The sequence below is a fragment of the Marinomonas sargassi genome (assembly GCF_025716875.1).
In the GTDB taxonomy this organism is placed as follows: domain Bacteria; phylum Pseudomonadota; class Gammaproteobacteria; order Pseudomonadales; family Marinomonadaceae; genus Marinomonas; species Marinomonas sargassi.
On sequence record NZ_JAOVZB010000005.1, the window covers coordinates 99677 to 126607 of the forward strand.

Here is a 26931-nt window from a genome sequence, read left to right on the forward strand (position 1 = left end):
TAAAAATAGAGGGTTATACGAGGGAAAGATATTGTACCTCAAGTTTGAATTCGATAGGCACTGATTAGATGAATTTGTTAATGAATTCTTTTAGTTTAAGAACCCACTATCCTAAGCAGGCTCTAAATAATCCACGATCAATTGTAAGTTACGCTGGCCGCGAAATTCATTGATATCCAATTTGTAAACTAAGCGAATTTTCTCTAGCGCTTGATTCGGCCATTTTTCTAAATCTACAAAGAAACTAATAGCATCTAAAAGAAGGCCACTTTTCGGCTCCCGCACCATAAGCTTGAGGTGCTTTTCTCCCACTAAACGTTGCTGTAAAACGTCAAAAACACCATCAAAACAAGGTTCAGGAAAGTTCTGTCCCCAAGGGCCAGATTGTCTAACCTGTTCTGCAAAGCTTAAGCTAAAATCTTCAGGCATCAGTTCGCCATCGGTTAATAAGACCGCTTCTAACTGATCTTCTGTTACCCATTCGGAGATGATCACATCAAATGCCAACTGAAAGGCTTCGTAATGGGATTCCTTTATTGTCATCCCAGCCGCCATGGCATGACCACCAAATTTGCTGAGCAATTGCGGATAACGTTTCGCTAATAAGTCTAGCGCATCACGTATATGTACTCCCGGTATTGAGCGAGCAGAGCCTTTCAGCTCCCCTTCTGCTACGCGAGCAAAAGCAATCACAGGACGGTAACACTTGTCTTTCATTCGCGAGGCTAAAATTCCAATAACCCCTTGGTGCCAATCAGCATCATAAAAACACATACCATTTGGTATATCTTGATCATCATCTAGCAGGCCTTCCAGAACCAATTCAGCCTGCTCTTTCATATCCGATTCAATGGACTTTCTTTCACGGTTGAGTTGATCAAGTTTTTGCGCATAAGATTGCGCTTGATGGGCATGGTTCGCTAACAGACATTCAATACCCACAGACATATCATCAAGGCGCCCTGCCGCATTGAGCCTAGGCCCCACGACAAAACCAAGATCTGACGCTTTCAACTGGGTATGTTCTCGACGACCTACTTCAAGAAGCGCAAGGATACCAGGGCGAGCTAAGCCAGCTTGAATGCGTTTGATGCCCTGCTGAACAAGGATTCGATTATTAGCATCTAACGGCACCACATCCGCCACCGTACCAAGGGCAACTAAATCTAAATAGTCTGCCATTTTCGGCTCAGGGATATGCTGATCAAGAAACCAGTTACGACTTTTCAACTCAGCACGTAGAGCGGACATGACATAAAAAATCACGCCAACCCCTGCCAAGTGTTTACTGCCAAATTCACAGTTTGGATGGTTTGGATTGACGATAGCATCCGCATTTGGCAAGGCATCGCCCGGTAAGTGATGGTCAGTAACAACCACCTTCATACCATACTCTTTGGCGGCCAATACCCCATCAATACTGGCAATACCGTTATCCACCGTTACCAACACGGAAGGCGACTTTTGTTTGGCCACTTCAACAATCTCTGGGGTTAAGCCATAGCCAAATTCAAAGCGGTTAGGGACTAGGTAATCTGGCTCTATAGCGCCCATCGCCTCTAAAGCAAGAATACCTAAACTCGTACTCGTTGCTCCATCCGCATCAAAGTCTCCCACAATGAGGATTTTCTCATTGGCCATAATCGCATCCGCTAGGATAGAAGCCGCTTTCTTCAAATCAAACAAAGCGTCAGGCCTTAGCAAATGAGGTAACCTATAATCTATTTGTTCTGTCGTCGTCACGCCACGGGAGGCAAATATTCTTTGCAAAGTAGCAGACATATTTGCTGGCAGTTGAAGTTCGGCTTCTGAAATAGGACGACGATCTATACGCATAAAAACTTAAACACTCTAAATGATGAATAACACAAGGATAACACGACAAGTATCGTGACTAAGGTCACTGAAGAATTTAGAGACAAAAAAGCAATTAAGCTGGATAAAGGCGGGATAATAAGACTGGGACAACCGTTTCCACTTTGAGAATTCGCTCTCCTAATTGAACAGATTCCATGCCTGCTTCCAACCACTTACCCACCTCAAACTCGTTCCAACCACCCTCAGGCCCTAAAGCTAAAACACATGGTTTCTGTAAGTTAATCGGGCAAGGTTTCGCTTGGTAAGGATGAGCCAGAAGCCCTTCTTTCTCTTCCAACAAAGCTGGTAGCTGATCTTCAACAAAAGGGCGAAATCTAGGAATAAATGACAGTTTGGGAAGAGTCGTATCTTTTGCTTGCTCCAAGCCTTCCAACAAACACTGGTGGATCGATTCAGGCTTTAATACTGGGCTCTGCCAATAACTTTTTTCTACCTTTGCTGAATGTATCAAGTAAATATCTTTTACGCCCATAGCAGTAATATTCTGCAAAGTTCGTTTCAGCATATTAGGTCTAGGCAGCGCCATAACCAAAGTCATGGGTAAAGGCGCTGGCGGCTCAGCAGATAACACGACGGAATGAATATGAGCTGGTTGCTCTGGTGTTTCAGCTTCGTATATTCCTTCACCAATCTTCCCACCCAAAACACCTACCCGTAACCTCTCACCAGATTTCGCTTTGATCACTTTATGAATATGAGTCTGCTGACGCTCTGATAAAGCATAAGATAAATCGCTTAGCATCTGCTTAGGGTCAAGTAAGATTAAATTCATAACTAGGTGAAGTCTTTGGAAGTGAAGGTACGGGAAGGATAGAGCAGCTAACGGATGCTAGCTGCTCTCAGAGCACTAGATTTTATTTGCAACGAAGGACTGAACATCTGCCAAGCTATTGTCCAGCACAGTGTAAGACTCTTCTCTTTCGAATAGATCTTTCATGTGTTCTGGTAACTTAGGCGACTCACAACCAGCCTTTTCAACCGCTTCTGGGAACTTAACAGGGTGCGCTGTCGCCAAAGTGATCAAAGGAACTGACTTGTCTTTCCAGCAATTACGCGCTGCTTCTAGACCAATCGCAGTATGTGGATCAAGCAAGTATTGAGTCTCTTTAAAGACTTCGGAGATAACATCACACGTTTTCTCGTCATCTACTTTAAAACTATCAAAATTCTCTTTCACAAAAGACCATGCCTGATCTTTCAATGAAACGTCACCACTGTTGAAACGTGCCATTAAGTCGTCAATTTGCGCACCATCACGACCATGAGCATCAAACAATAGGCGTTCAAAGTTACTTGAAACCATGATATCCATACTTGGAGACAAGGTTACGTTCAATGATTGACGGCTCATGTCATTTTCAGCAATCACACGGTGCAAAATGTCATTTTGGTTTGTTGCAACAACCAACTGATCAATAGGTAAACCCATTCGTTTCGCTAGGTAACCTGCGAAAATGTCACCAAAGTTTCCAGTAGGAACAGAGAAAGACACTTTACGATGTGGCGCGCCAACAGATAAAGCAGAGGAGAAGTAGTAAACGATCTGCGCCATGATACGCGCCCAGTTGATCGAGTTTACTGCCCCTAACTTAGCACCTTTCAAGAAAGACTGATCTGCAAAGCTGGATTTAACCATACCTTGGCAATCATCAAAGTTGCCTTTCACTGCGATATTAAAGACATTGTCATCGATCACTGTTGTCATTTGACGACGCTGTACTTCTGATACGCGCTGGTAAGGGTGCAAGATAAAGATGTCTAAGTGCTCTGAATGACGACAGCCTTCAATAGCAGCAGAACCCGTATCACCAGAGGTCGCACCTAAAATAACCAACTTTTCTTTACGCTCAGCAAGAACGTAATCCATCAAGCGGCCAAGTAGTTGTAAAGCGAAGTCTTTAAACGCCAGTGTTGGACCACGGAATAGCTCAAGTATCCACTCGTTGTTACCGACCTGAACCATAGGCGCAATAGAAGAATGATTAAAACCAGCGTAGGCTTCATCAATCATTTTTTTGAAAGCGTCTTCAGGGATGTCACCTTCAACAAAAGGCCACATCACTTTGAAAGCCAATTCTTGGTAGCTTAAATTAGCCCATGAAGCGATTTCTTCTTTACTGTATTGAGGCAAGGTTTCTGGCACATACAAACCACCATCATTAGCTAAACCCGCTAATAAAACATCGCCAAATGAAAGCGCAGGCGCTTTACCGCGCGTAGAAATGTATTTCATATCTTGTTCTCTCTTTATGCCAAATGTTCGACACGAATTCTTTGAATTTTACCAACCACATCAGGTAAAGCTTCGATAGCCGCAATGGCTAGGTTCATATTTTGTTCTTTGACATCATGGGTCATAACCACCAAAGGCACACTATCACTGCCTTCGCGCTCACGCTGGATAATAGACTCAATACTGATGTCATTTGTCGATAAAATCTGCGTAATGTTGGCCAATACACCTGCACGATCTTTAATCGTTAAGTTTAGGAAGAAGCCACATTCCACTTCTTCTACTGGCAATATCGCATCATCTGACAAAGTATCTGCATGGAAGCCTAGGTAAGGCACTCGGCTTTCGTGGCTTGATGAAATCGCACGAGCCACATCAATTACATCAGCAATAACGGAAGAACCTGTTGGCAGCGCACCAGCACCAGCACCGTAAGACAATGTTGGACCTACCGCATCACCTTGAACCATAACAGCGTTCATCACACCGTTCACATTCGCCAGTAACTGCTTGTAAGAAATCAATGTTGGGTGCACACGCAATTCAATTCCGGCATCCGTACGTTTCGCAATACCAAGGTGCTTAATGGCGTAGCCAAGGTCATCAGCAAAAGCCACATCTTCTGAAGTGATTTGGCTAATACCTTCTGTGTAGGTTTTTTCGAATTGTAGAGGAATACCAAAAGCAATGGACGCTAAGATAGTTAGCTTATGCGCTGCATCAATACCTTCAACATCAAATGTTGGGTCTGCTTCTGCGTAACCTAGTGCTTGCGCTTCTGCCAACACATCATCAAAGTTGCGCTTCTTCTCACTCATTTCCGACAAGATGAAGTTGCCAGTACCATTGATAATGCCAGCCAAAGACTGAACACGGTTAGCAGATAGACCTTCTCGAAGGGACTTGATAATTGGAATGCCGCCAGCAACAGCCGCTTCAAAGGCAACCATTACGCCTTTTTCTTGTGCTTTGGCAAACAATTCATTACCACACTCAGCAATCAATGCTTTGTTAGCAGTTACAACATGCTTGCCATTTTCGATTGCTTTCAAGACCAGCTCTTTTGCAACGCTAGTACCGCCAATCAACTCAATAACAATATCGATTTCAGGGTTATTAACAACATCGAAAATATCGCGAGTAACATTCACTCCAGTAGTGTCACATGCGTCATTATCACGACGTGCTCCAACTTGCTCAACAACAATACTACGGCCTACACGACGTGCAATCTCTTCTGCATTTTCCTGCAGAATATTAAAACTACCAGAACCAACAGTTCCTAACCCACAAATCCCGACTTTTACCGGTTTCAAAACGATACCTCACAAAGACCATTTAATTTTTATCAGACATTATATTCTGTGCAAAACGGCATACATTATACCGATTGCGTAACACAAACCCAACGTAGAAAAGGCCGAAGTAATCAACTTAGACAGTGAAATATCTCGTTAGATACTATAAACCTAGGCGTTCAACTAACTGAGCCGCTGGCAAGTAACCAGGAATCATCTCGCCATTAGGCAATATTATCGTCGGCGTGCCTCTAACACCTACTTCCTGACCAAGCGAGAACTGCTCAGCAACAGGGTTATCACATTTACTTTGCGGAACAGAATCGCCTTGCTTAGCTGCTGTCATCCATTTCTGTTGATCCGCTGAACACCAGATGCCAACCATCTTTAAATAAGAGTCTGAATCAATACCGGCTCTTGGATAAGCCAAATAGCGAACACTGACGCCCGCTTCATTCAACTTAGCGACTTCGTTGTGCAACATACGACAATAATGACAATCCACATCTGTGAAAACACTCACATGCGCTCTTTCATTATCTGCTTTAAAGACCACCATTTCAGATTCTGGCAAAGCCTCAATTTTTTCCAGCTTCACCAGCTCGGTTTCATTAACCAAGCCTTCATCTTCAATACGATAAAGATCTCCAGCGACAAAATACTTGCCATCTGCGGTTACATAAAGGATTGGCCCTTGCTTTAAGTCCACCACATACAAACCAGATTTTTCGTGCTGCCGAATACTTTCAATTTCAAATTGAGGCAGTGCAGAGTTTATAGCGGAAACAACCGTCGACTGGTCAGCCAGTAAACGTGTGGAAAACAACATCAGGATGACTATGGATAGCGCAAGGCGGGGTAACGATAGGATATTACTTTTCATAAAAACCCTTAAATAGATTGAAGTGTGTTCTATTAGGCCGTACGAAAGAAGGTTAGTTCCATAAAAAAAGGCGACTTTCGCCGCCTTTTTTACAATAGAAATATTAGCGCTTAGCCAATTTCTCTTTGATACGTGCAGACTTACCAGAACGTTCGCGAAGATAGAAGATCTTAGACTGACGAACATCACCACGGCGAAGCACTTTAATGCTATCAACTAGTGGGCTGTATGTTTGGAAAGCACGCTCAACACCGATACCGCTCGAAATTTTACGAACAGTGAATGCTGAGTTAAGGCCACGGTTACGCTTAGCAATAACAACACCTTCATAAGCCTGAAGACGCTCGCGTGAACCCTCTTTAACTTTTACTTGAACAACAATCGTGTCACCAGTACTAAATGCTGGTACTTCTTTTGTCATTTGTTCAGCTTCTAATTGCTGAATCAAAGTAGACTTGTTACTCATGGATGTAACTCCTAATGATTTGGTTTCTTATCAGTATGAAAAATTTCATCTGATAAGCTCGCAATTCCTACTCTGCCGAGGTTGAATCTTCAGTTTCGCGAATAAACTCTTCTAACAACTTCTGCTGTTCCTTGTCCAACTCAAGGTTCTGCAAAAGGTCTGGTCGGCGTTGAAAAGTTCTAATGAGCTTTTGCTTTAAACGCCAACGTCTAATCTCCTCGTGGTTGCCACTAAGTAATACTGACGGTACAGATACACCGTCTAGCACTTCGGGGCGAGTATAATGCGGACAATCCAACAAACCATCAGAAAATGAATCTTCATCTGCTGAGGCTTGCTTTCCTAAGACACCTGGCACCATACGAAATACAGCATCCATCAATGTCATAGCCGGCAACTCACCACCACTTAGGACAAAGTCGCCAACAGACCATTCTTCATCAATCTCAGATTGAATTAAACGCTCGTCAACACCTTCATAACGACCTGCTACCAGAATAAATTCTGCTTGCTTAGCAAGTTGTTGCACGCCTTCTTGATCCAGCGTACGCCCTTGAGGGGATAGATAAATAACTTTTGCGTTGGGCACCCGTTTCTTGGCACTCTCAATCGCATCTTTTAGGGGCTGAACTTTCATCAGCATCCCTGGACCACCACCATACGGACGATCATCAACTGTTTTGTGTTTATCATGAGTAAAATCTCGAGGATTAATAAAATCCACCTCAACTAACCCTGACTTAATGGCTCTGCCCGTCACCCCATACTGGGTAATGGCTTGAAACATTTCCGGAAAGAGCGATATCACGCTAACCTTCACGATGCGTCCTCAGTTTATTTCGTTTAAAATTCTGGATCCCAGTTAACTACCATTTCCTTCTGCTCTAAATCGATATTTACAACATAAGTCTCTGGCATGTACGGAATCAATCGCTCTTCACGATCCAAACTGCCTTCACACGCGCGGACAACGATTACATCATTCGCACCGGTTTCCATCAGTTGTGAAACCTTTCCTAAGAAGACACCTTCTTTGGTAATAACCCTTAGACCTTCCAGCTGACTCCAGTAATAATCACCTTCATCTAATTCTGGCAGCTCTATCGCATCAATATAAACATCTAAACCACAAATATCTTTAACTTGATCTCTGTCGGAATAGCCTTTTATTGAGGCTACCAAACCACGCCCTTGCAAACGCCCTTGGCCTAACTCTACAGCTTTCCACCCACTTGGAGTTTTCAGCCACCAATGCTGGTAATCAAAGATCCCTTGCATCGGATCAGTGTGCGAATATAACTTCACCCACCCTTTTACACCGTAAACAGAAGTAACATGTCCTACTAAAAGCGGCTGCTCAGGAGCATTTGCCTGTTTCAGTTTAGACATAATATTACCTCTGTATTAAGCGCTTTTTGCAGCTTCTTTAACAAGTTGAGCTGCACGGTCTGAAAGTTGAGCGCCTTGGCTAACCCAATGATTCACACGATCTAAATCGATGCGAATGCGTTCTTCTTGACCACGAGCTACTGGGTTAAAAAAGCCCAAACGCTCGATATAACGACCATCACGTGCACGACGGCTATCAGCCACGTTCAAATGATAGAATGGGCGCTTCTTAGAGCCACCACGAGAAAGACGAATAGTTACCATCTGATTGGTTCCTTATTGCTTAACGAAACACATCTTGCCGAGTCGCATTTCGACTCATCCTACAAGAAGGCGGCATATTCTATTCGATTAATGAAAAAAGTGGAAGGGTGAATTACTCAACCTTCCACTAAAAGTGATAGTTTTTTTGGGGTATTTAATAAAAACAACTAGATAGCTTTACATCTTAGGAAAGCCGCCGCCCATACCACCGGGCATCATACCGCCCAAGCCACGCATCATTTTCTTCATGCCGCCCTTAGAGCTAAACTTCTTCATCATCTTCTGCATCTGTTTGTGCTGTTTCAAAAGACGATTCAAGTCCTGTATTTGTAGACCTGCACCCGTTGAAATACGTTTCTTGCGAGAACCATTAATCACATCTGGGTTACGACGCTCTGCTGGCGTCATTGAATTGATCAAGGCTTCCATTTGCGCAAACATTTTATCGTTGACTTGATCTTGGATATTACCCAGCTGCCCCATACCTGGAAGCTTATCTAACATTGAGCTCATGCCGCCCATGTTTTTCATTTGCTGAAGCTGCTCTTTAAAGTCTTCTAAATCAAAGCCTTTACCTTTCTTCAGCTTGCCAGCTAATTTTTCTGCTTTATCTTTGTCAATTTTCTGTTCTGCTTCCTCGATAAGAGAAAGCATATCGCCCATACCCAGTATACGAGAGGCCAAGCGATCTGGATGGAATGGTTCCAGTGCTTCTACTTTTTCACCCACACCCAAGAATTTAATTGGCTTACCCGTTATATGACGAACAGATAAAGCCGCACCACCGCGGGCATCACCATCTGTTTTAGTCAGAATAACACCAGTCAAAGGAAGCACATCACCAAAGGCTTTTGCTGTATTGGCTGCATCTTGCCCCGTCATAGAGTCAACAACAAACAAGGTTTCAATCGGGTTAACAGCCGCATGCAAGGCTTTGATTTCAGCCATCATATCTTCATCGACTGACAAACGACCTGCGGTATCGACAATTACTACGTCTTTGTGCGCTTTCTTAGCGTAATCAATAGCGCCATTTACAATGTCGATCGGCTTTTGAGAAATGTCACTGGCAATAAAATCGACACCTACTTCGCCAGCTAACGTTTCAAGTTGTTTGATCGCTGCTGGGCGATAAACGTCAGCACTGACAACGGAAACCGATTTCTTTTCACGTTCTTTTAGATACTTGGCTAACTTAGCTGCTGAGGTTGTTTTACCCGCACCCTGCAGACCAGCAAGAAGAATAACAGCAGGACTTGCAACTCTTAGGTTGAGTTCGTCATTGGACTTACCCATGACAGTTTCAAGTTCTTGTTTAACTATCTTTAGAAAGACTTGGCCCGGACTTAAGCTTTTTGATACTTCTGTACCAATCGCACGCTCTTTAACCGCTGCAACAAAATCTTTAACAACAGGTAAAGCTACATCGGCTTCAAGTAAAGCCATGCGCACTTCGCGCAAGACATCTTTAATATTATCTTCTGTTAATTTGGCGCGACCTCGAATATGGTCAAGCGAAGACGTTAAACGATTCGATAAATTTTCGAACATATTACCCTCAAAACGTGTCTCTTAATGGAAAAACATACGGTTTCAGTTTATCCAAGGTGAAATTGGCTCTATTATAACGGATAAATGATTTTCACCCTAATATGTTTAAACAGTGGAATACCTAGGCCATGATTCAACTATTTCTTTGGTTAGCTTGCTTTACTTATATAGCTGCTGGTAGCGCCTATTTCTTCCGTCACCGACAGGTATCCACTCAATACATAGGCGCAGTGGCACTTTCTATTCATACACTTTCTCTTGCTTTACTGTTACTCAACAGAGATGGTTTTGACATTCTTGCCATAGGACTATTAATTACCATCATAGGTAACAGCCTTTTATGGTTCAGTAACAGAGATAAAGACCTCTCTATTTTGCTGGGTATTGCCTTTTACTTAGGCGCTATAATCATCGCTTTAAATGCCATCCGCCCTTGGGATCTAATGCAGCTTCATAGTAGCTCTTGGGGAACCAGCGCGCACATATTGATAGCATCAGGCGCTTATAGTCTGTTCACGGCTGCCTGCGGCGTCGGCATATTACTATCCATACAAGAATATCAACTTAAGCACCATAAGCTGAAACAGCTACTTAGGGTCCCGCCTCTACAAGTACTAGAAAAGCTCATGTTTGAATTCATTTGGGCCGCTTTTATCCTTCTCACTATCACGATCGCAACTGGCTTTTACTTTATTGAAGACATGTTTGCTCAACACTTAGCCCACAAAACCTTTTTCACCATCACTTCATGGCATATTTTCCTAGGATTATTAATTGGTCATTACATTGCAGGGTGGCGCGGTCAACTTGCAGTGAAATTCACGCTAAGTGGATTTTTCCTATTGATGCTGGGGTACTTTGGAAGCCGTATCGTCCTACAAATTTTACAGAACTAAAAAATAATTCGACAATCTAATTAAAGTCGTTTGACAGGCAGCAAATAAGAACCAATAATCGGCTAATCTAATTTTTTGAGGTAACACCTTTTTGAACGACGTGCCCATAAGTATCCTATCAGGAATACTTTTTTGCCTTATATTACTTTCCGCTTTCTTTTCCAGTTCTGAAACAGGAATGCTATCGCTTAACAAGTATCGACTAAAGCATCTTGTTAAAAATAAGAACCGATCCGCCATTAAGGTGCAGACTCTTCTTGAGCGCCCAGACAGGCTTATTGGCATCATCTTAATTGGTAACAACTTCGTCAACATTCTTGCATCTGCTATCGCTACAGTGATTGCTGTTCGCATATGGGGTGATGCCGGTATTGCTATTGCTACAGCAGGTTTAACATTAATTGTTCTAATATTTGCCGAAGTAACACCAAAAACACTAGCCGCATTCCATCCTGAGAAAATTGCTTTTCCTGCATCTTGGGTACTATCTATATTACTAAAGGCTCTTTACCCGCTGGTATTAATCGTTAACGGACTGTCTAACGGTTTATTAAGAATCTTTGGCGTCAATGCTTCACAAGGCAACAATGACAAATTAGACACTGAGGAACTTAGAACTATCGTAAATGAAGCGAGTGGACTCATACCCGCAGCCCACCAAGAAATGCTTATCTCTATCTTGGATTTAGAAAAAGTTTCGATTGAAGACATCATGGTACCTCGAAATGAGGTAGTTGGTATCGACATTGAAGACACGATAGAAGAGATCATCGAGCAGATTTGCCAAAGCCGCCATACCAGAATGCCAGTTTACAATGGCGAAATTAATAAAATCATCGGCATATTACACGCCCGACACGCGGCTGACTTTTTACGTGATGCCACACCATCTAAAGCCGCACTTTTGAAAGCGACTGTAGAGCCTTATTTCATACCAGAAAGCACCTCTCTTAACACGGCACTACTGAACTTCCAGAAAGATCATCAACAAATGGGGGTTGTTGTTGATGAATACGGCGATGTTCAAGGCCTTGCAGCACTAGAAGACGTTCTAGAAGAAATTGTTGGCGAGTTCACTCCTCCTACATTAGATGAAGAGGAAGAAATTAAAATTCTCGAAGACGGCTCTTTCAGAATAGAAGGCTCTACTCACATCAGAGAAATCAATAAGACATTGAATTGGCACTTACCTACTGATGGTCCAAAAACACTTAACGGCCTGATTATTGAAACTCTAGAGTTCATTCCAGAGCGTCCGATTAGTCTATGGGTAGGGCAATACACGATCGAGATTCAAGAGATCCAAGACAAAGTCGTCAAGTATGCCAAACTACAGTTAAATCGATAAGGATAACAACGCCATGAGATACTGCTCCAAATGTGGCAACACAGTCGACATGATTATCCCTAAAGGAGATAACCGTCCGAGAGCAGTCTGTCCAAAATGCGAAAACATCGATTACGACAACCCAAGAATCATCACCGGCACCATTCCTTTATATGAAGGCAAACTATTGCTATGTCGTCGCAATATCGAGCCTAGAATTGGCTTTTGGACTCTCCCTGCAGGATTTATGGAGAACCAAGAATCCACGGCTGAAGGAGCCCTGAGAGAGACACTTGAAGAAAGTGGTTCAAAAGCAAAATGCCTTCAGCTATTTAGCATACTTAGCATTCCACACATCAACCAAGTACACATGTTTTATTTAGCCGAACTGGAGAGAGATGACTTCCATCCTACGGAGGAAAGCTCAGAAGTGGCATTGTTTGAATTAGATGATATACCTTGGGATGAATTGGCATTCAGTAGTGTAGAAAAAACCTTAAAGTTCTTCGTAGATGACCATAAAAAGGGTCGCTACAGCCTTCATGATGACAACATCATACTAGACCAACTCTGTTCAAAAAAATAACCCCTACCTTTAGTAAAGGGATATCTGCTCTTGAACATCCGGCAAATGAAGCTGCGACTGGTAATCAGGTAATATCTCAGCAACTTTCTTATCCAACTGAACTGCCAAAGTAGGTGCAGCAACATTATCTGAAGAATGAACAAAGACATACGGGGATAACCCTTCCACCAACCAAGAAGCCAATTTTTTCGCCCACTGGTCCAGCCAAAGCGCATTACTTGGTAAATCTGGGTGACCAATAAAACGTACGACGGGGTGCTGAGCTGTATTAACAGGGTGACAAGGCACTTTTGGCTTCTTACTTTGAGCGTCAATAAGGCTTTCACAATAAGCCTCTGTAGAAAATACTGGCCTTGAGTCCATAATCACTCTATTAACGCTGCGTCTAGCTAAACCAGACAACAACCCCCTTTCCACTTCCCCCTTATCAAAAAAAGATAAATGACGGACTTCCACCGATAATGGCGTAGGTAATACCCAAAGGTCACACAAAGCAAATATTTTTTCGATAGAGCGCTCATCAAGATTAGATGGAAATTGCAACATAGTAGGCCCAAGCTTAGGTGCCAGCGGCTCAAGTGACGACATAAAAAACTGCCAATCTTGCAATACCTCCACCCATGGTCGATCAGCCAACTGATGCGTAACAGTCTGAGGGGCCTTGAAACTAAACTTAAAGCTCTCATTCACTGACCGAAACCACTTCATCAACTGCTCTTGGCTAACAGAGGTATAAAAAGTACTTCCAACCTCTACTGTTGAAAAAAACTCCGAATAGCGCCCTATTCGCTGACCTGTAGCTAGTGATGAAGGGTAAAGCCAGTCAACCCAAGCAAGGTGTTGCCATTGGGCCATTCCATAATGGATTTTCATAATGTAAAGGGTCGGTATTCGATATGGTCGATAAAGTACACTTTTTCACCTGCAGCGAGACGAATCATCACTTCATCTCCTTCTTGTTTTTTCAGGAGAGCCTTGGCAACAGGAGAATCAATACTAATATAAGCAGGGTCATGGTCTAATTCATCTGGACCAACAATACGATGCGTACGCAAAGCCCCTTCTTCATCTTCCAACGTCACCCAAGCACCAAAGAATATTCTTGATCTATCTTCTGGCAAGCGGTCTACGACCGTACAAGCATCCAATCTTTTTTCAAGGTAGCGGACTCTACTGTCTATTTGACGCAGTTGTTTCTTCCCGTAAATGTACTCCGCATTTTCAGACCTATCCCCTTGCGCGGCAGCCTCTCTAACTGACTCGGTCACTTCAGGACGCTTCTTTTTCCATAGAAACTTCAATTCAGACAATAAGGTTTGTGCGCCTTCTTTTGTAATGTATGCAGATTTCGGCGGTGATGGCGGGCGATAACGACTCATTAATAATTACTCTAATCTCTAACAAAAATGCCACCTAAGCAGGAAACTGCTCGGTGGCATTTTTCAGTTTATCTTGCTTTAAACTTATGACTCTTGTTTGTGAAGATGCACATCCATTTGTGGGTAAGGAATGCCAACGCCACGCTCATCAAATGCATATTTGATTTTCTCTAAAACATCTGCACGAACCGTCCAGTAATCCGCTGCTTTAACCCAAGGGCGAACAACAAAGTTTACTGAGCTATCAGCTAATTCTGATACAGCAATAGTGCATTCAGGATCTTTTAGAATTCGCTCATCAGCAGCAATGATGCCTTCCATAATTTCCTTAGCTAAACGAATATCTGCGTCGTAACTAATACCAACAACTAAATCAACACGGCGAGTTTCTTCACGCGAGAAGTTAACAATACAGCCACCAGTGATCGCAGAGTTAGGGATAATTACCACACGGTTATCAACTGTTTTCATGTAGGTATGGAATAGCTCAATGCGATCCACAACACCCATTTGTCCAGCAGCATCGATAAAATCGCCTACTTTGAATGGGCGCAAGATGATAATTAGCACCCCAGAGGCAAAGTTAGATAGCGAACCTTGCAAAGCAAGACCAACAGCCAAGCCTGCCGCACCTAAAATTGCAATAAAGGAAGTTGTTTCAACACCTACTTGACCTAGGGCCATCAAGACAACACCAGCAAACATCAGAGCATACAAGATGCTCGAAGCAAAGCCAGCAACAGCCGCATCAACATTAGATTTCAGCATTCGAGCTTTACACCACCCAGAAACCTTTCCTGCAAGCATTTTACCTACAACAAAAATCACCAAACCAATGACTAAGCTAATTGCCCAATCTGTTACGATCGGAGCCCATTCGGTGCCCTTATCAAACAAGTCTTCCATTCCATTTACCTCTTAGTTAAATATAAAATTTATTTATTATCATACGTTCAGATTAATCCGGCTCTCAATGCACAGGTCATATGCCTGATAACCTATCATTCCAAATTACTGCACGCTTTTTACATGAGAGCAGATGAGAAATAAATAGCTTTTTCGTAAACGAGAATGCCATGCCCTTATAACAAAAAGCAACATCGATTAAATACCAAACAATAATGTCAAAGAATGCATTACCATTTTATGAAAAATCATAAAGGCTTAAGCTATTTTTCCCTCTCAATAAATGTTCACCATAACGCTCTTCACAATCCTGCATCTCTTTACGGTATTTCTTTCGTGCCTCTTTTGGCAAAGTTTCCCACTGTTCATGGGTTGGTATATGCGCGGTATCTTCTGTAACCAAATAAAAGGCGGAGATATCTTCGTGAGCAGATAAGTCCAAACCCAATTGATCAAGCAAGTGCTTGATGCGAATACTAGCTTCCACCCAACCCATTTCTTCGGTATTTGCCACTTTCAATAAAACATTAATGCTATCAATTCGCTTTTGTCGCTCCTCTAAATAACGCTCTTCTCCCGCCTGTATACGGGCAGACCTAATTTTATTTGCATTCAATTGGCGACGAATAAACCAGAGGGAAACTAGAATCATCCCTAAAGAAATGGATAAAACAATAAAAAACACCGTTAACGACATACTCAAGCTCACTTTAAATTAATTCTATTTCAATAATACACATAGCTTTTCACACAGCTCGGGAGTAGAAACTAATAAAGACTCACCATCCACTACTTCTGGCCACTCATTTTGCGTACTAGCATAATGACCAACGTATGCTCCAGCTTCTTCCGCTATTAGAGCGCCTGCCGCCATATCCCAGGGTTTCACACTTTCAAAATAAGCATCCAAGCGACCCGCAGCGACCCAACATAAATCCAACGCAGCAGACCCATTACGGCGAATATCCTGACAAGCATGTAGCACGTTAGAAACACGAGCTAAGATAGTAGCAATGTCTTTCTTTACATACGGAAAACCTGTCGCCACTAGAGCGTTTCTCAGGTCTATTGCTCCTGATACAGATAGCTTCGCATCATTACAATACGCACCTTGCCCTCTAAGCGCCCAAAAGCATTCCCCTAAGAAAGGGGCATTTACCACGCCTAGGATGCGCTCCCCACCAAGATAAAGCCCAATTGATACAGCAACATGTTTGTGCCCATGGGCAAAATTGACTGTGCCATCGATAGGATCAATCACCCACACAGGAACATTTTCATCTTGTGAGCCGAGATCTAAATTAGGAAAGGACTCTTCCGACATGATCCCATGAGTTGGGTATTTCTCTGCCAAACTGGAGACTAAAAGCTGGTCAACAGCAAGATCAGCTGAGGTAACCAACTCGTGACCCAGTTTGTAATCCTTTTGAAAAGCATTTTCTTCCCGAAAAGCGACAATCATATCACCTGCTTTCAGAGCGATACTTTTAGCAAACGCTAGCCATTCATGCTGATCGACTGTCATACAATCTCCTAAGCCTTTTTATTTCTTAAGCTAAGTTCTCAGTTACCCAACGAGATATATCACCCACTTGTTCAGGACAAACTGAATGGGGCATCTCATAATCTTTTGAAGAAATAGTAAAGCCTTTCGCAGCCAACACAGACCTCGCTTTTTCAGCAAGTACAGGAGGGACAACTGGATCTAGAGAGCCGTGATGAATAACAAATGGGATTTCGCCGTTAACACAATCAGAGGCATCAGGAACAACACTTTCATCAGCAAGATAAGTCGACAAAGCAAGTACACCTGCCAATTTATGTTTTGTCGTTAGTGCTGTTTGATAGGCAATAACTCCGCCCTGAGAAAAACCAGCAAGTATAATACGTTCTGCACTAATACCCTGACGAATTTGATCTTCAATCAGGGCCTCAATAGATTCACAGGACTCCAAAATATTGGCGCTATCCACTTTACGCTCAATATTCATTTCATAAATGTCATACCAAGCACGCATCTCCATACCGCCATTTACTGTCACAGGACGTATGGGAGCATGGGGAAATACAAATCGAATAGATAGGTTTTCCGGTAAAGTTAAAGCAGGCACGAGAGATTCAAAATCATGACCATCAGATCCTAAACCATGCAACCATATAACAGCAGCATCTGGCTGCCCATTATTTTCCACAACTACCGAAGGCAATAAATTCGCCATTTCACTCTCCAGAAACCTTTAACCATTAAAAACCTATGAAGCCTACCATATTTCTTTATTAGAATTCTGATATACCTAGAAGACAGCGAAGGCCTATTCAATTTATTTAATAATAAAATCAAATATTCCAAAGCCGTGACCTTTTGACTATGCTTTATCTATATTTATCAATTAATAAGGGAAGAACATGAAGAAACTAGTATATATAGCACTACTCATTTTCGGCCTACCTATTCAAGCACAAGATCGAGTTTTTACTTTCGGTATTGTCCCTCAGCAGTCCGCAATTACTCTAGCGAAGAACTGGGGACCTATTCTGCAGCATCTTTCAAAAGAGACTGGCTATAAAATAGTTTTTCGTACAGCTAAAGATATTCCAGAATTCGAACAGCGAGTACTCAAAGGCGAATATGATATTGCTTATATGAACCCTTATCATTACACCGTATTCAATAAAAAGCCTGGTTATCAGGCATTTGCCAAACAAAAAGACAAGCTCATTTACGGAATAATAGTTACCAGAACAGACAGCCCCATTAAGGGTTTAAAAGAACTAGATGGCGAAACGCTCGTCTTTCCATCACCCGCAGCTTTTGCTGCCAGCGTCGTACCTCGCTCTTCAATCGCCGCTATGGGGATAAATTTCACCCCCCAATATGTATCCTCCCACGACTCTGTGTATTTAAACGTTTCTAAAGGGTTCTTCCCTGCTGGCGGCGGTATAGAGCGAACCTTAAACAACACCAACAGTGATGTGCGAGATAGCCTAAAGGTACTTTGGCGAACCCCTGGCTACACCCCCCACGCGTTTGCAACACACCCTTCACTTCCTGAAGCAGTCAGAAGTAAAGTGGTGGAAAAAATGCTAGCAATGAACAACAGCAAAGAAGGTCTAGCATTATTAGAACGTATAAAATTCAAAGGTCTAGAGAGCGCTGAAAATAGTGACTGGGATGATGTTCGCTCTCTAAATATCACTTTACTTGACTCATTATTGGAGCCTTAGACCTTCAAATGTCACTTAGACTTAAAACCATTTTAGGGGTCGCCTTAATAGAAGCAACTCTATTGGCGATTCTACTAACGCTAACGCTCAACTATCTGAAAGCTACCAATTTTGACGGCTTAGACCAACGAGCTTTTTCCACCTCAAACTTATTTGCTTCGACTGTAAAAAATGCCGTTCTGTCCTACGACTTAGCGACCATTGACTCATTTACACAAGAGCTATTACGTAACGATGACATTACCTACGTAGCCGTTTTCGGTGATGGAGGACAGTTACTATCCGGCGCGGGAGACTTACCGAAAGACTACTCTATTGAATTTACTGAGCTAAGCTCCAGCCAAGTTAATGACGGTATTTTTGATGTATCAAGCCCTATAACAGAGTCCGGCATTGAATTTGGAAGTGTACGACTAGGGTTTGATATGACGGCTTTAAACTCCGCCATCAACTCAGCTAAAAAGTGGAGTACGTTAATCGTTATAGGAGAGATGAGTCTAGTAGCACTATTTTCTTATTTCCTCGGCGCTTATCTGACACGTAGACTTAGTAAATTAAGAAAAGCTGCCGATGCCATTGCAACAGGGGCGCGAAGCGTTGATATAAAGGGGGATGGAAAAGATGAACTCGCCACAGTATCACGTGCATTTATCAACATGGTTTCCCAAATCAAAGCATCTGAGGAAAATGCTGAGCTTTATCGAATAAAGTTAGAAGAATCAAATGCCAGCCTTGAAAGCCGAGTGATTAAGCGAACCAAGGCCTTAACTGATGCAAACCATAAACTAACCGAAACCAATCAACGCCTTAAAAACACGCAAGATAAGTTAGTAGAATCTGAAAAATTAGCCTCTATTGGTACCATGGCTGCAGGCGTAGCCCACGAAATCAACAACCCCATGGGAGCAGTGAGCAGTAACTTGCAGATGTGCCAAACATACCTTGATACTTACCAATCTTGGGTAGAACGAAGTGAAGCATTACATAACAAAGTAATGAGTGAAGAAACACAAGACCTCGAGAAATGGAAAGAAGAACAATATGTAGATAGTTTAGAAGGGGATTTCCGCGATAGCCTTAGTGATGCTTTAGCAAGTGCTGATCGTGTGCGTACTATAGTAACAGCACTGCAACATTACGCTTCCCAGCTACATCAAGAAAAAGAAGAACGCGAACCCATTCTATTAAAACAATTAATAGCACATTGCATTGAAGCTCTGACACCACAGGAACATTTAAACATCACTCTACACCCATCACTGAACACTTTACCTCAGTTACACGTTCACCCTGAGGAGTTCAGACAATTATTTACCGAACTACTTAAAAACGCTTTTCAAGCCTGCGATCGAAAACTTGAACCTTCGGAAAGCAGCATATCCATTTCTGCAAAAATAGAAAACCAGCGACTACTAATCTATATCGTAGACAATGGCCCTGGGGTAGAAACTAAGAATTTAAAACGACTGTATGACCCTTTTTTCACGACGCTACCTGTTGGGCAAGGAATGGGGCTTGGTTTAACCTTCGCCTATAACATTGTCCGTCACCATAAGGGAGTCATACGTATCCAAAACCGTGAAACGAATGGTGTCGTTGTCACACTCGCATTCCCATTAACTCTGATAACTCAGGAAACGCAGAACGCTTCTAGCACTTAATAGCAATACCGTAACCCCAAAAGACCTCTGGGTCATGCTAGCGCCTCATTTACTCTCTTTAAGTAACGATAGAAATTTATCCATTGGCAATGGAGGACTCACTAAATAGCCTTGAATACGTGTACCTCCTATCTTTTTAAGATATTCGGCTTGATCGCTTCTTTCTACCCACTCTGCAACTACTTCCATTTTCAATGACTTGGCACTATTTATAATTGAAGACAGTATTACTTCATCAGCAAGGCCATTTCCCAGTGCACGAATAAAGCGTCCATCAATTTTCACCACATCGAAGGGCAGCTCACAAAGAGACTCAAATCCGGAGTACCCTGTGCCAAAGTCATCCATGGCAATAGTCACTCCCATTTTCTGCAGCATACGGAATTCTTCTAATGCCCGCTGATAATCGAACACCTGTTCACCTTCAACAACTTCAAGCTCAATATCACTAATTGCTACTGACGAATTTTCAACTGAATTGCACAGCAACTCTCTTGCAAAACCAGTAATCAATTGTTTAGCCGTTACGTTAACGCTAACGGTTAATTGACCAGACTTTCCAACACAATCCAATAACTTAATGGCATCTTTCATCATTAAGGTGGTTAGCATGTCATCCAACCCATATTTCTCGATCAAATAGAGGAAATCTACGGGGCTTTGGTAACTATTATCAGGAAGCTGGCGGCGAACTAACGCTTCACAACATTCTATACTTTGCGTCCCTAGGGTCATTTGCGGCTGAAAAAATGCCTTAAGATTTCCATTCGAAAAGTCGTCAATCAACAGCCCTAGTTCTTGAAACTCTTCTCCAACTGAACTGTTATTTTCTTGAATTAACCAGTGCAAATTTTTTCCAATAAATAGAGCTGCACTTTTACTGCCTAAAAAGTTTTGATTATTCCAAGATTTCCAGCACTTGGCTTCTGCTAGATAACAATTTATCGCGACTTGATTCTGGGTTATATGACACTCTTGATGAATGCATGCCATAAGATTATTAAGGGCCTGATACCCCCTAACAGAACATTCAATTAAAGAAATAAATTTGTCCCCAACTCGATACCAGACATTCTCTGTACTTCTTATAATTATATCGGCCATTTTTTGAATCATGGCATTACCTGAGACCTTACCATTAACACTGTTATATTCGGTTAAGTTGGCTATATCCACCACCAATAACAACCAAGGAAAACCACTCTCAGAACATTCAGGTAAGGCACTTAGAGATCGGTTTAAAGCGCTTTCCGTCGCCATTTGTGTCCTTCGGTCTATTGAAGGCTCTTGCTCGCTCAAAGTTTCCTTGATCGCATCGGCAAGGTTTTTGGCATCCCAAGGTTTATCTATATACCTACTGATAACCCCGGCATTTAGAGCGGCCGTCACACCACTAAAGTCCGCTTGCCCCGATAACATAACAGCTGGCACTTCAGGAAAACGCTTCTTCACCTCTAATAAAAACTCCGTGCCGGTCATCATTGGCATACGGTAATCCGTCACAATCAAATCAATATGCTGACTAGCTAATATCTCCAACCCCTGCTCAACCTTTGTAGCCGTATACACAGTAGCAACCTTTGAGCGCAACTCACGTCGTAATGCATTACAGATGTCAATTTCGTCATCCACTATGAGAATCTCAGCAAAATCCATTATATAAAGCCCTATTCGTTAGATGAGTTATTGTAAGAACGGCAGAGAATCAAAAAATACATTCTAATCTCCAGAACTGGGCTTAGCACCAAATTCAGTCACCAGCTTCTAGCATAGTTCAAATTCTTCACATTGCGCCCTTGGCTTTCTTCAGCAAAAACAGTCTATTAAGCATTAGCACCTCCTCTCAGCTTAAGATCAAAAAGGAAGTTCAAGCTGCAATGCCTGAGGCGGTTTCAATCGGTAGCCCACGCCAATCAAACGCACAGGCCTTCTACCCCTCTCATATGCCTCTTCTAATAAGGCATAAAACACTTGATCCGATAACTTCCCTTTTAGTGGCCTTTCCACTGTCGTCTGCTGAAAGTCATCAAATTTTAACTTTAAATAGTATTTGCTGATCTGGGAGTCAAAATTGCGCCCCGACATACGTTTTTTAAGGTCTACTAACAAAGCAGGCAAAATAGCATTACATGGTTCAACACCAGACAAGTCTTTCGCAAAGGTTCGTTCGAGAGAAATACTTTTTCTTTCTCTCGAAAGGACGACAGGGCGCTCATCTATACCTAGCGCATATTGAGATAGGCGAAATGCCATGCTGCCAAAACGTTTTAGCAACAAAGAGAACTCGATATCCTGTAGGTCTTCACAAGTAAACACGCCTAATTCTGCTAACTTTTCTTGCGCGACCTTACCTATTCCAGAAATCGCTTTGACAGGGATAGATTGAACAAAACGGGATTGTTCCGCAGGAGTAACAACGGTTAAGCCATTCGGCTTTTGCCAATCACTTGCTACTTTGGCAATAAATTTATTCGTGGCAACACCTGCAGACACTGTGATCCCCACTTCATCCGCTATCATTTTACGAATCATCTCTGCTATTTGCGTCGCACTGCCGTTACAAGCAATTGAATGAGTCACATCTAAATACGCTTCATCCAAGGATAGTGGCTCAATTTCCTGAGTAAAACGTTTAAAAATATCATGCATCTGCTGGGAAGCTTGACGGTATTTATCCATATTCCCTGTAATGACACACAAAGATGGGCACAAACGCTTTGCCACTGAGGTCGGCATCGCTGAACGCACACCATATTCACGGGCAGGGTAATTTGCAGTAGCTAGAACACTTCGAGTACCTTCCGGTCCGCCGATTGCGATAGGTTTCTCCTTTAGACTAGGATTATCACGCATTTCTACCGCGGCATAGAAACAGTCCGCATCTATATGAATAATCTTCCGAACATTGGACATAACAACACCAAAAATACTGTATATAAAAACAGTATATTTGATTTTACTGTTTTACCAAATAAGAAAAATAGAAAACACAGGCAGGATAAACATAGCTAAAATGTTAAAAATCTCACTAACTCTAAGATTTCGTATAAAAAACAATGAAAATCTGCTTTTTTAAACAAGCAAACATGGACGATAGCACGTAAAATAGTTTACATTTTATTCATTAGATTACATGCGTTAAGCAGTTGTTAATGAGTGTAATGTCTATTGTTCGTAAAATAAGCACTACTTAAGTTATTTAACACAGACATTTTTCGACTCAAGACAATCAAAAGGTTTTATATAAAAGGTATTACCATGACAGTATTTTTTCGATTAATTTTTGTCGTCCTTGGCGCAGTAATCCTATCTGGTTGCCAAAACCTAAACCAAACAGGCACCACATCGGCAGTATCCGCAGAATGTACAACTGTCGCACCCTGTAATGGCAATACAACTGATTTCAATCAGTCAACTCCCACACCAGTTTTTACTCAAAATACCGGCTCAGTAAATACCGCAAGCACCATTGCTGTGATCAAACAAGAACCTATCGTAGTTACCGCAACCGGCTACGCAGCACTGACAACCAATAAGCGACTATCAAAGTCTCAAGCACGAATCCTAACGTTGCGTAGCTCTATGCTCGACGCATATAGAAACTTATCTGAACGTGTTTATGGCCTAAAAATAGACGGTTCAAGTTCATTGAGAAACATGGTTATAGAAAATGATGAACTAAGAACCTATGTAGATGCTTACTTAGTGGGTGCCAAAGTCGTATCTCAACGCGAGCACGAAGATGGCACTTTTGAAACCGTTGTGGAAATGGCGCTTCAAGAAAACTTTCGTCAATGTATTACATCTTCGGCGGGAGTAAGTGCAGATCCAAATTGTCAAATAACTCCTGGATATCGCGCCATCAATGTTGAAAGCGCTGCACCAACTACCAATTTTTATAGTATTGAGTAGTCACTTTGAACTTAAAATACTTCTTCACTACATTAATTACCCTCTTCTCGACCACCCTCTTCGCGGCTAGCATAGACGTTAAGGGGGAGGCGATCATCTATAAGCAAGATATCGCTGATGCTCGTTATCGCGCGACTCAGCAGGCTATTAAACAGGCTGTTCTAGAATCCGGTTCCAGAGTCAATGTGAAAGACGCACTCAATAATGGCGAGCTAGACTCAAGTCTTGAAATACGCAGCTCAGCCCATGTACAGCAAGCAAAAATAATCTCAGAAGAACAAAATGGTGACATACTCACAGTAGTCGCTCGTGTTGACGTAACTCCAGACTCTCAGTGTAGTAGCGGACCAACCAGTTACTATAAAAAAACGGTTGGCGTTACAGGCTTTGAACTACAGTCCCCAGAACAAGCAAACTTAGGTCAGCTAAACAATATTGGTAGAGATCTACCCAAAAAATTAGCCGACGAAATCAATAAGCAAGGTTACCTCAGAGCTTTAACCGCTACTAATATTTCCATATACCCTGACACCATTAACGCCCCTTCTTCTACAAACCATGACGGCTCACTTACCAACGTTACTAGAATAAGCGAGCAGCTAGGAGTGCAATATATTGTTAGCGGTGTCATTAGAGATATTGGTGAAACCTACTTCCGAGACCCTAACAATAGAAGCGACAAAGATCTTATTGAGCTCGGTATTGATAAAGAAAGACGGTTTGTTGTCGATATTTATCTCTATGACGGCTTCAGTGGTGCCTTATTGTTTGAGAATAGATATGATGAAACTGGCAACTGGGACATTTCAGACTTCTCTCGGGTGGGTTTTGGCAGCGCCAAATTTTGGAGTATCCATTATGGCAAAGTGGTTCAACAAGCTCTAAAAGAAAGTGCACTCGACACCAGTGAAAAACTAAGATGCCAACCTTTTATTGCCAATATTTTTCGCACAGAGAGTAACAGAATACATATCGCTGCAGGCTCAATAGCCGGAATCAAACAAGGCGACAAATTCAGTGTATATAGACGATATGAAGTTTACAATCAGCTACAATCCACCCAGACTCAGCTGAACAACGCCAACATAGGTGTTACAATAACCCAAGTTCAACCTAACTTCTCGGTTGGTGAACTGGTTATAGACTCTAATATTCTGAATGTTCAGCAGCAAGATGTCGTCATAGCATGGTAGCTAAAAGCACAGAAACAATTTTTAATTTTAGGATTAACTAATGAACAACGAACTACTACACCACTTAGAACAACGCATAAACGAAGCTGTAGACGAAATCAATTCCCTACGCGGCCGTGTATCAGAACTAGAAATGCAAAACTATGAATTGAGTGAAGAGAAAAACGAATTACAGAACACAATTAACCAGACTAAAGAACAGCAATCCAACTGGGAATCCTCTTTATCTCAAATGCTTAACCGTCTAAACCAAATGGATAATAACTAATGAGAAAATTACTACTTGCAACTTTGTTTCTAGTGAGTGCAAGCGCCTCAGCTGAAGGCCAAATTGCAAGTCTAGTAACATTTGAATCCACCGCCCTACGCCCAGACAGTAACGAATCAGAAAATGTAACGTCAACTCTGAACACATCCATGGAATTCACCTTACCGTCTAATGTATCCCTATATGGAGGCTTTACTTTTGTACTAGGGGAGAACTTCGAAAGCGCCATTAGCTTTGGTTCTCGATATTATAGCTCAACGCCTGCTTTTCAATTATTCGCTAGTGTTCCTATGTGGTCTTATTTAGGTGCAGGCGTTTCATTTTTAGATGAAACCGTATACTACCCTGAAGCAGGCTTTCGTCTTGCCACCTCAAATACATCTCGCATCGATGTATATATGAAAATTTTTAATAGTAGCCACGATCGATATGATAAACACATTCTCGTTGGCGCAGGATTAACGTTTTAAAAAATGACCAAAACATTACTTATAGCAAGCTTGTTTATATTTACAACTTACCTATGGTGGCCACAAGATACTAAAGATATATCTATTGTCATGCCTAGCGAAGAACAGAAAAGAGAAATGGTTGGCATAAGCAACACACCTAACATCCCACTAACACCTATACAGAGCTGAGCCTTGTGTTTATGGAACAACTTATTGCCGAACTAGAAGCCAAAACAATCTTGTTAAGCCAGCAGCTAAAAGCGGCTCAAAATGAGATTGCACAGCTTAAACAAGAGGCAAACCAGCAAACAACAAACAGTGCCTCTATGGATCTCCTGAGTAATATGAATAGCCATTCAACTGAAGATCAGTTGCAACTATACATATCTGATTCCTTAGACCTTCTAAGCAACACAAAAAAAAGCACCACAACAAACAAAACCAAGCCCGCTGAACAGCAACTCAACTTTGATTTATTTCATGAGCAAACAGAGATCAGCAACACACCAACCCCAACAGATCAGATTAACAAAATGACCTCAAAACAAAATGAACAAATCAATGAGCCAGTAGAAGAGAAAGCCGCAACTGACACTAACTCAGTTACTACAACAGAAAGTAACGACTCTGATAACACTAAAAAACTTACACCAGAACAGAAGGCGCGCCAGAAAAACCAGAAAAACAATCGTCGCCTTATTAAAATGCTAGAAGATCGCTACCCAAAAGCTTTTGACTGGAACAAACCTAAGCCACTTAAAGTCGGCATAGACAAAGATATGACGTTAGATGATGAATTTAACGCCAGCAAACAAAAACGCGCCCTAGCTGCTTACACTCGCTCAGACCGCTATAAAAAGTGCCTACTATCAGGACAACCTCGTATCGATCTAGAAGGTGTTGCAGTGAGCGACGAACCAGCCCTTCCTGAATCTATGATGCCAGCGAAGAAAGCACGTCCCGCCCACCGCCCTACTCAGAAAACAGCAGATCAACAAAGAACAGAAAAAGCCAAGAAAAAGCCACTCAATAAAAACAAACAGCAGAGCAAGAACAAAAAGCCACCCACTCAAGATGATGCTTACGCAAATCTATCTGCCGAAGAGCGCATGAAAGCAAAACTTGAAAAACTCTTCAATAAATCTTAAATAATTGTTTACATCA

At 42.1% G+C, this 26931-nt stretch carries 28 protein-coding genes; 10 read left to right on the forward strand and 18 right to left on the reverse strand.

Annotated features, from left to right (window positions below; all coding sequences use genetic code 11):
- Positions 1-111: 111 nt before the first annotated feature.
- The 10 genes from recJ to ffh form a co-directional block, all read right to left on the reverse strand.
- Positions 112-1836 carry a single-stranded-DNA-specific exonuclease RecJ gene (gene recJ / locus OFY17_RS11240; protein ID WP_263530834.1) on the reverse strand — a complete coding sequence of 575 codons (1725 nt, stop codon included), beginning with the start codon at positions 1834-1836 and terminating at the stop codon, positions 112-114.
- 94 nt (positions 1837-1930) lie between these two features.
- On the reverse strand, positions 1931-2650 hold the full coding sequence (locus tag OFY17_RS11245) for a 16S rRNA (uracil(1498)-N(3))-methyltransferase (RefSeq protein WP_263530835.1): 720 nt from the start codon (positions 2648-2650) through the stop codon (positions 1931-1933).
- Between the two features lie 75 nt (positions 2651-2725).
- On the reverse strand, positions 2726-4111 hold the full coding sequence (thrC, locus tag OFY17_RS11250; protein WP_263530836.1) for a threonine synthase: 1386 nt from the start codon (positions 4109-4111) through the stop codon (positions 2726-2728).
- A gap of 14 nt (positions 4112-4125) precedes the next feature.
- Complete coding sequence (locus OFY17_RS11255) at positions 4126-5427, reverse strand: homoserine dehydrogenase (protein WP_263530837.1); 1302 nt, start codon at positions 5425-5427, stop codon at positions 4126-4128.
- 145 nt (positions 5428-5572) lie between these two features.
- Positions 5573-6292 carry a DsbC family protein gene (locus OFY17_RS11260; protein WP_263530838.1) on the reverse strand — a complete coding sequence of 240 codons (720 nt, stop codon included), beginning with the start codon at positions 6290-6292 and terminating at the stop codon, positions 5573-5575.
- 103 nt (positions 6293-6395) lie between these two features.
- On the reverse strand, positions 6396-6758 hold the full coding sequence (gene rplS, locus OFY17_RS11265; protein ID WP_263530839.1) for a 50S ribosomal protein L19: 363 nt from the start codon (positions 6756-6758) through the stop codon (positions 6396-6398).
- A gap of 67 nt (positions 6759-6825) precedes the next feature.
- Positions 6826-7578, reverse strand: coding sequence for a tRNA (guanosine(37)-N1)-methyltransferase TrmD (gene trmD, locus OFY17_RS11270; protein WP_263530840.1), 753 nt, complete (start codon positions 7576-7578; stop codon positions 6826-6828).
- Positions 7579-7601: 23 nt separating this feature from the next.
- Positions 7602-8147, reverse strand: coding sequence for a ribosome maturation factor RimM (rimM, locus tag OFY17_RS11275; protein WP_263530841.1), 546 nt, complete (start codon positions 8145-8147; stop codon positions 7602-7604).
- Positions 8148-8162: 15 nt separating this feature from the next.
- Positions 8163-8411, reverse strand: coding sequence for a 30S ribosomal protein S16 (gene rpsP, locus OFY17_RS11280; RefSeq protein ID WP_263530842.1), 249 nt, complete (start codon positions 8409-8411; stop codon positions 8163-8165).
- Positions 8412-8588: 177 nt separating this feature from the next.
- Positions 8589-9962 (reverse strand): signal recognition particle protein, encoded by a 1374-nt coding sequence (ffh, locus tag OFY17_RS11285; protein ID WP_263530843.1) that lies wholly within the window; start codon positions 9960-9962, stop codon positions 8589-8591.
- A 128-nt stretch (positions 9963-10090) separates the two neighbouring features.
- On the opposite strand from ffh, the gene OFY17_RS11290 reads away from it, so the two are divergent.
- From OFY17_RS11290 to OFY17_RS11300, 3 genes are all read left to right on the forward strand, one after another.
- On the forward strand, positions 10091-10858 hold the full coding sequence (locus OFY17_RS11290) for a cytochrome C assembly family protein (RefSeq protein WP_263530844.1): 768 nt from the start codon (positions 10091-10093) through the stop codon (positions 10856-10858).
- 91 nt (positions 10859-10949) lie between these two features.
- A complete protein-coding gene (locus OFY17_RS11295) occupies positions 10950-12206 on the forward strand; it encodes an HlyC/CorC family transporter (RefSeq protein ID WP_263530845.1) in 1257 nt (418 codons plus the stop codon).
- Between the two features lie 13 nt (positions 12207-12219).
- Positions 12220-12771 carry an NUDIX hydrolase gene (locus OFY17_RS11300; protein ID WP_263530846.1) on the forward strand — a complete coding sequence of 184 codons (552 nt, stop codon included), beginning with the start codon at positions 12220-12222 and terminating at the stop codon, positions 12769-12771.
- 9 nt (positions 12772-12780) lie between these two features.
- Here the strand turns inward: OFY17_RS11300 and OFY17_RS11305 are convergent, their stop codons facing one another.
- From OFY17_RS11305 to OFY17_RS11330, 6 genes are all read right to left on the reverse strand, one after another.
- A complete protein-coding gene (locus tag OFY17_RS11305; protein WP_263530847.1) occupies positions 12781-13644 on the reverse strand; it encodes a DUF72 domain-containing protein in 864 nt (287 codons plus the stop codon).
- Positions 13641-14150, reverse strand: coding sequence for a transcription elongation factor GreB (gene greB / locus OFY17_RS11310; protein ID WP_263530848.1), 510 nt, complete (start codon positions 14148-14150; stop codon positions 13641-13643). The genes OFY17_RS11305 and greB overlap by 4 nt, the downstream gene beginning before the upstream one ends.
- An 84-nt stretch (positions 14151-14234) precedes the next feature.
- Positions 14235-15056: a mechanosensitive ion channel family protein gene (locus tag OFY17_RS11315; protein ID WP_263530849.1), complete on the reverse strand. Its 822-nt coding sequence runs from the start codon at positions 15054-15056 to the stop codon at positions 14235-14237.
- Between the two features lie 238 nt (positions 15057-15294).
- On the reverse strand, positions 15295-15753 hold the full coding sequence (locus tag OFY17_RS11320; RefSeq protein WP_263530850.1) for a DUF2489 domain-containing protein: 459 nt from the start codon (positions 15751-15753) through the stop codon (positions 15295-15297).
- A 24-nt stretch (positions 15754-15777) separates the two neighbouring features.
- The gene (locus OFY17_RS11325) at positions 15778-16581 is read right to left on the reverse strand and encodes an inositol monophosphatase family protein (protein WP_263530851.1); all 804 of its coding nucleotides are present in this window, start codon (positions 16579-16581) and stop codon (positions 15778-15780) included.
- 25 nt (positions 16582-16606) lie between these two features.
- Positions 16607-17275, reverse strand: a complete 669-nt coding sequence (locus OFY17_RS11330; RefSeq protein ID WP_263530852.1) for an alpha/beta hydrolase — start codon at positions 17273-17275, stop codon at positions 16607-16609.
- Positions 17276-17462: 187 nt separating this feature from the next.
- On the opposite strand from OFY17_RS11330, the gene OFY17_RS11335 reads away from it, so the two are divergent.
- Both OFY17_RS11335 and OFY17_RS11340 read left to right on the forward strand, forming a co-directional pair.
- A complete protein-coding gene (locus tag OFY17_RS11335) occupies positions 17463-18281 on the forward strand; it encodes a phosphate/phosphite/phosphonate ABC transporter substrate-binding protein (protein ID WP_263530853.1) in 819 nt (272 codons plus the stop codon).
- An 8-nt stretch (positions 18282-18289) separates the two neighbouring features.
- The gene (locus tag OFY17_RS11340) at positions 18290-19942 is read left to right on the forward strand and encodes an ATP-binding protein (protein WP_263530854.1); all 1653 of its coding nucleotides are present in this window, start codon (positions 18290-18292) and stop codon (positions 19940-19942) included.
- Between the two features lie 45 nt (positions 19943-19987).
- Here the strand turns inward: OFY17_RS11340 and OFY17_RS11345 are convergent, their stop codons facing one another.
- The gene (locus OFY17_RS11345) at positions 19988-21598 is read right to left on the reverse strand and encodes an EAL domain-containing response regulator (RefSeq protein WP_263530855.1); all 1611 of its coding nucleotides are present in this window, start codon (positions 21596-21598) and stop codon (positions 19988-19990) included.
- Between the two features lie 198 nt (positions 21599-21796).
- A complete protein-coding gene (dinB, locus tag OFY17_RS11350; RefSeq protein WP_263530856.1) occupies positions 21797-22855 on the reverse strand; it encodes a DNA polymerase IV in 1059 nt (352 codons plus the stop codon).
- Positions 22856-23200: 345 nt separating this feature from the next.
- Here dinB and OFY17_RS11355 point away from each other — a divergent pair, with 345 nt between their 5' ends.
- The 5 genes from OFY17_RS11355 to OFY17_RS11375 all read left to right on the forward strand — a co-directional run bounded on the left by OFY17_RS11355 (position 23201) and on the right by OFY17_RS11375 (position 26915).
- Complete coding sequence (locus OFY17_RS11355; protein WP_263530857.1) at positions 23201-23854, forward strand: LPP20 family lipoprotein; 654 nt, start codon at positions 23201-23203, stop codon at positions 23852-23854.
- Between the two features lie 5 nt (positions 23855-23859).
- The gene (locus OFY17_RS11360) at positions 23860-25047 is read left to right on the forward strand and encodes a flagellar assembly protein FlgT (protein ID WP_263530858.1); all 1188 of its coding nucleotides are present in this window, start codon (positions 23860-23862) and stop codon (positions 25045-25047) included.
- A gap of 40 nt (positions 25048-25087) precedes the next feature.
- Positions 25088-25315, forward strand: a complete 228-nt coding sequence (locus tag OFY17_RS11365; protein ID WP_263530859.1) for a cell division protein ZapB — start codon at positions 25088-25090, stop codon at positions 25313-25315.
- A complete protein-coding gene (locus tag OFY17_RS11370) occupies positions 25315-25785 on the forward strand; it encodes a hypothetical protein (protein WP_263530860.1) in 471 nt (156 codons plus the stop codon). Before OFY17_RS11365 ends, OFY17_RS11370 begins: the two co-directional genes overlap by 1 nt.
- Before the next feature lie 182 nt (positions 25786-25967).
- Complete coding sequence (locus OFY17_RS11375; RefSeq protein ID WP_263530861.1) at positions 25968-26915, forward strand: ProQ/FINO family protein; 948 nt, start codon at positions 25968-25970, stop codon at positions 26913-26915.
- The last annotated feature ends 16 nt before the right edge of the window (positions 26916-26931 follow it).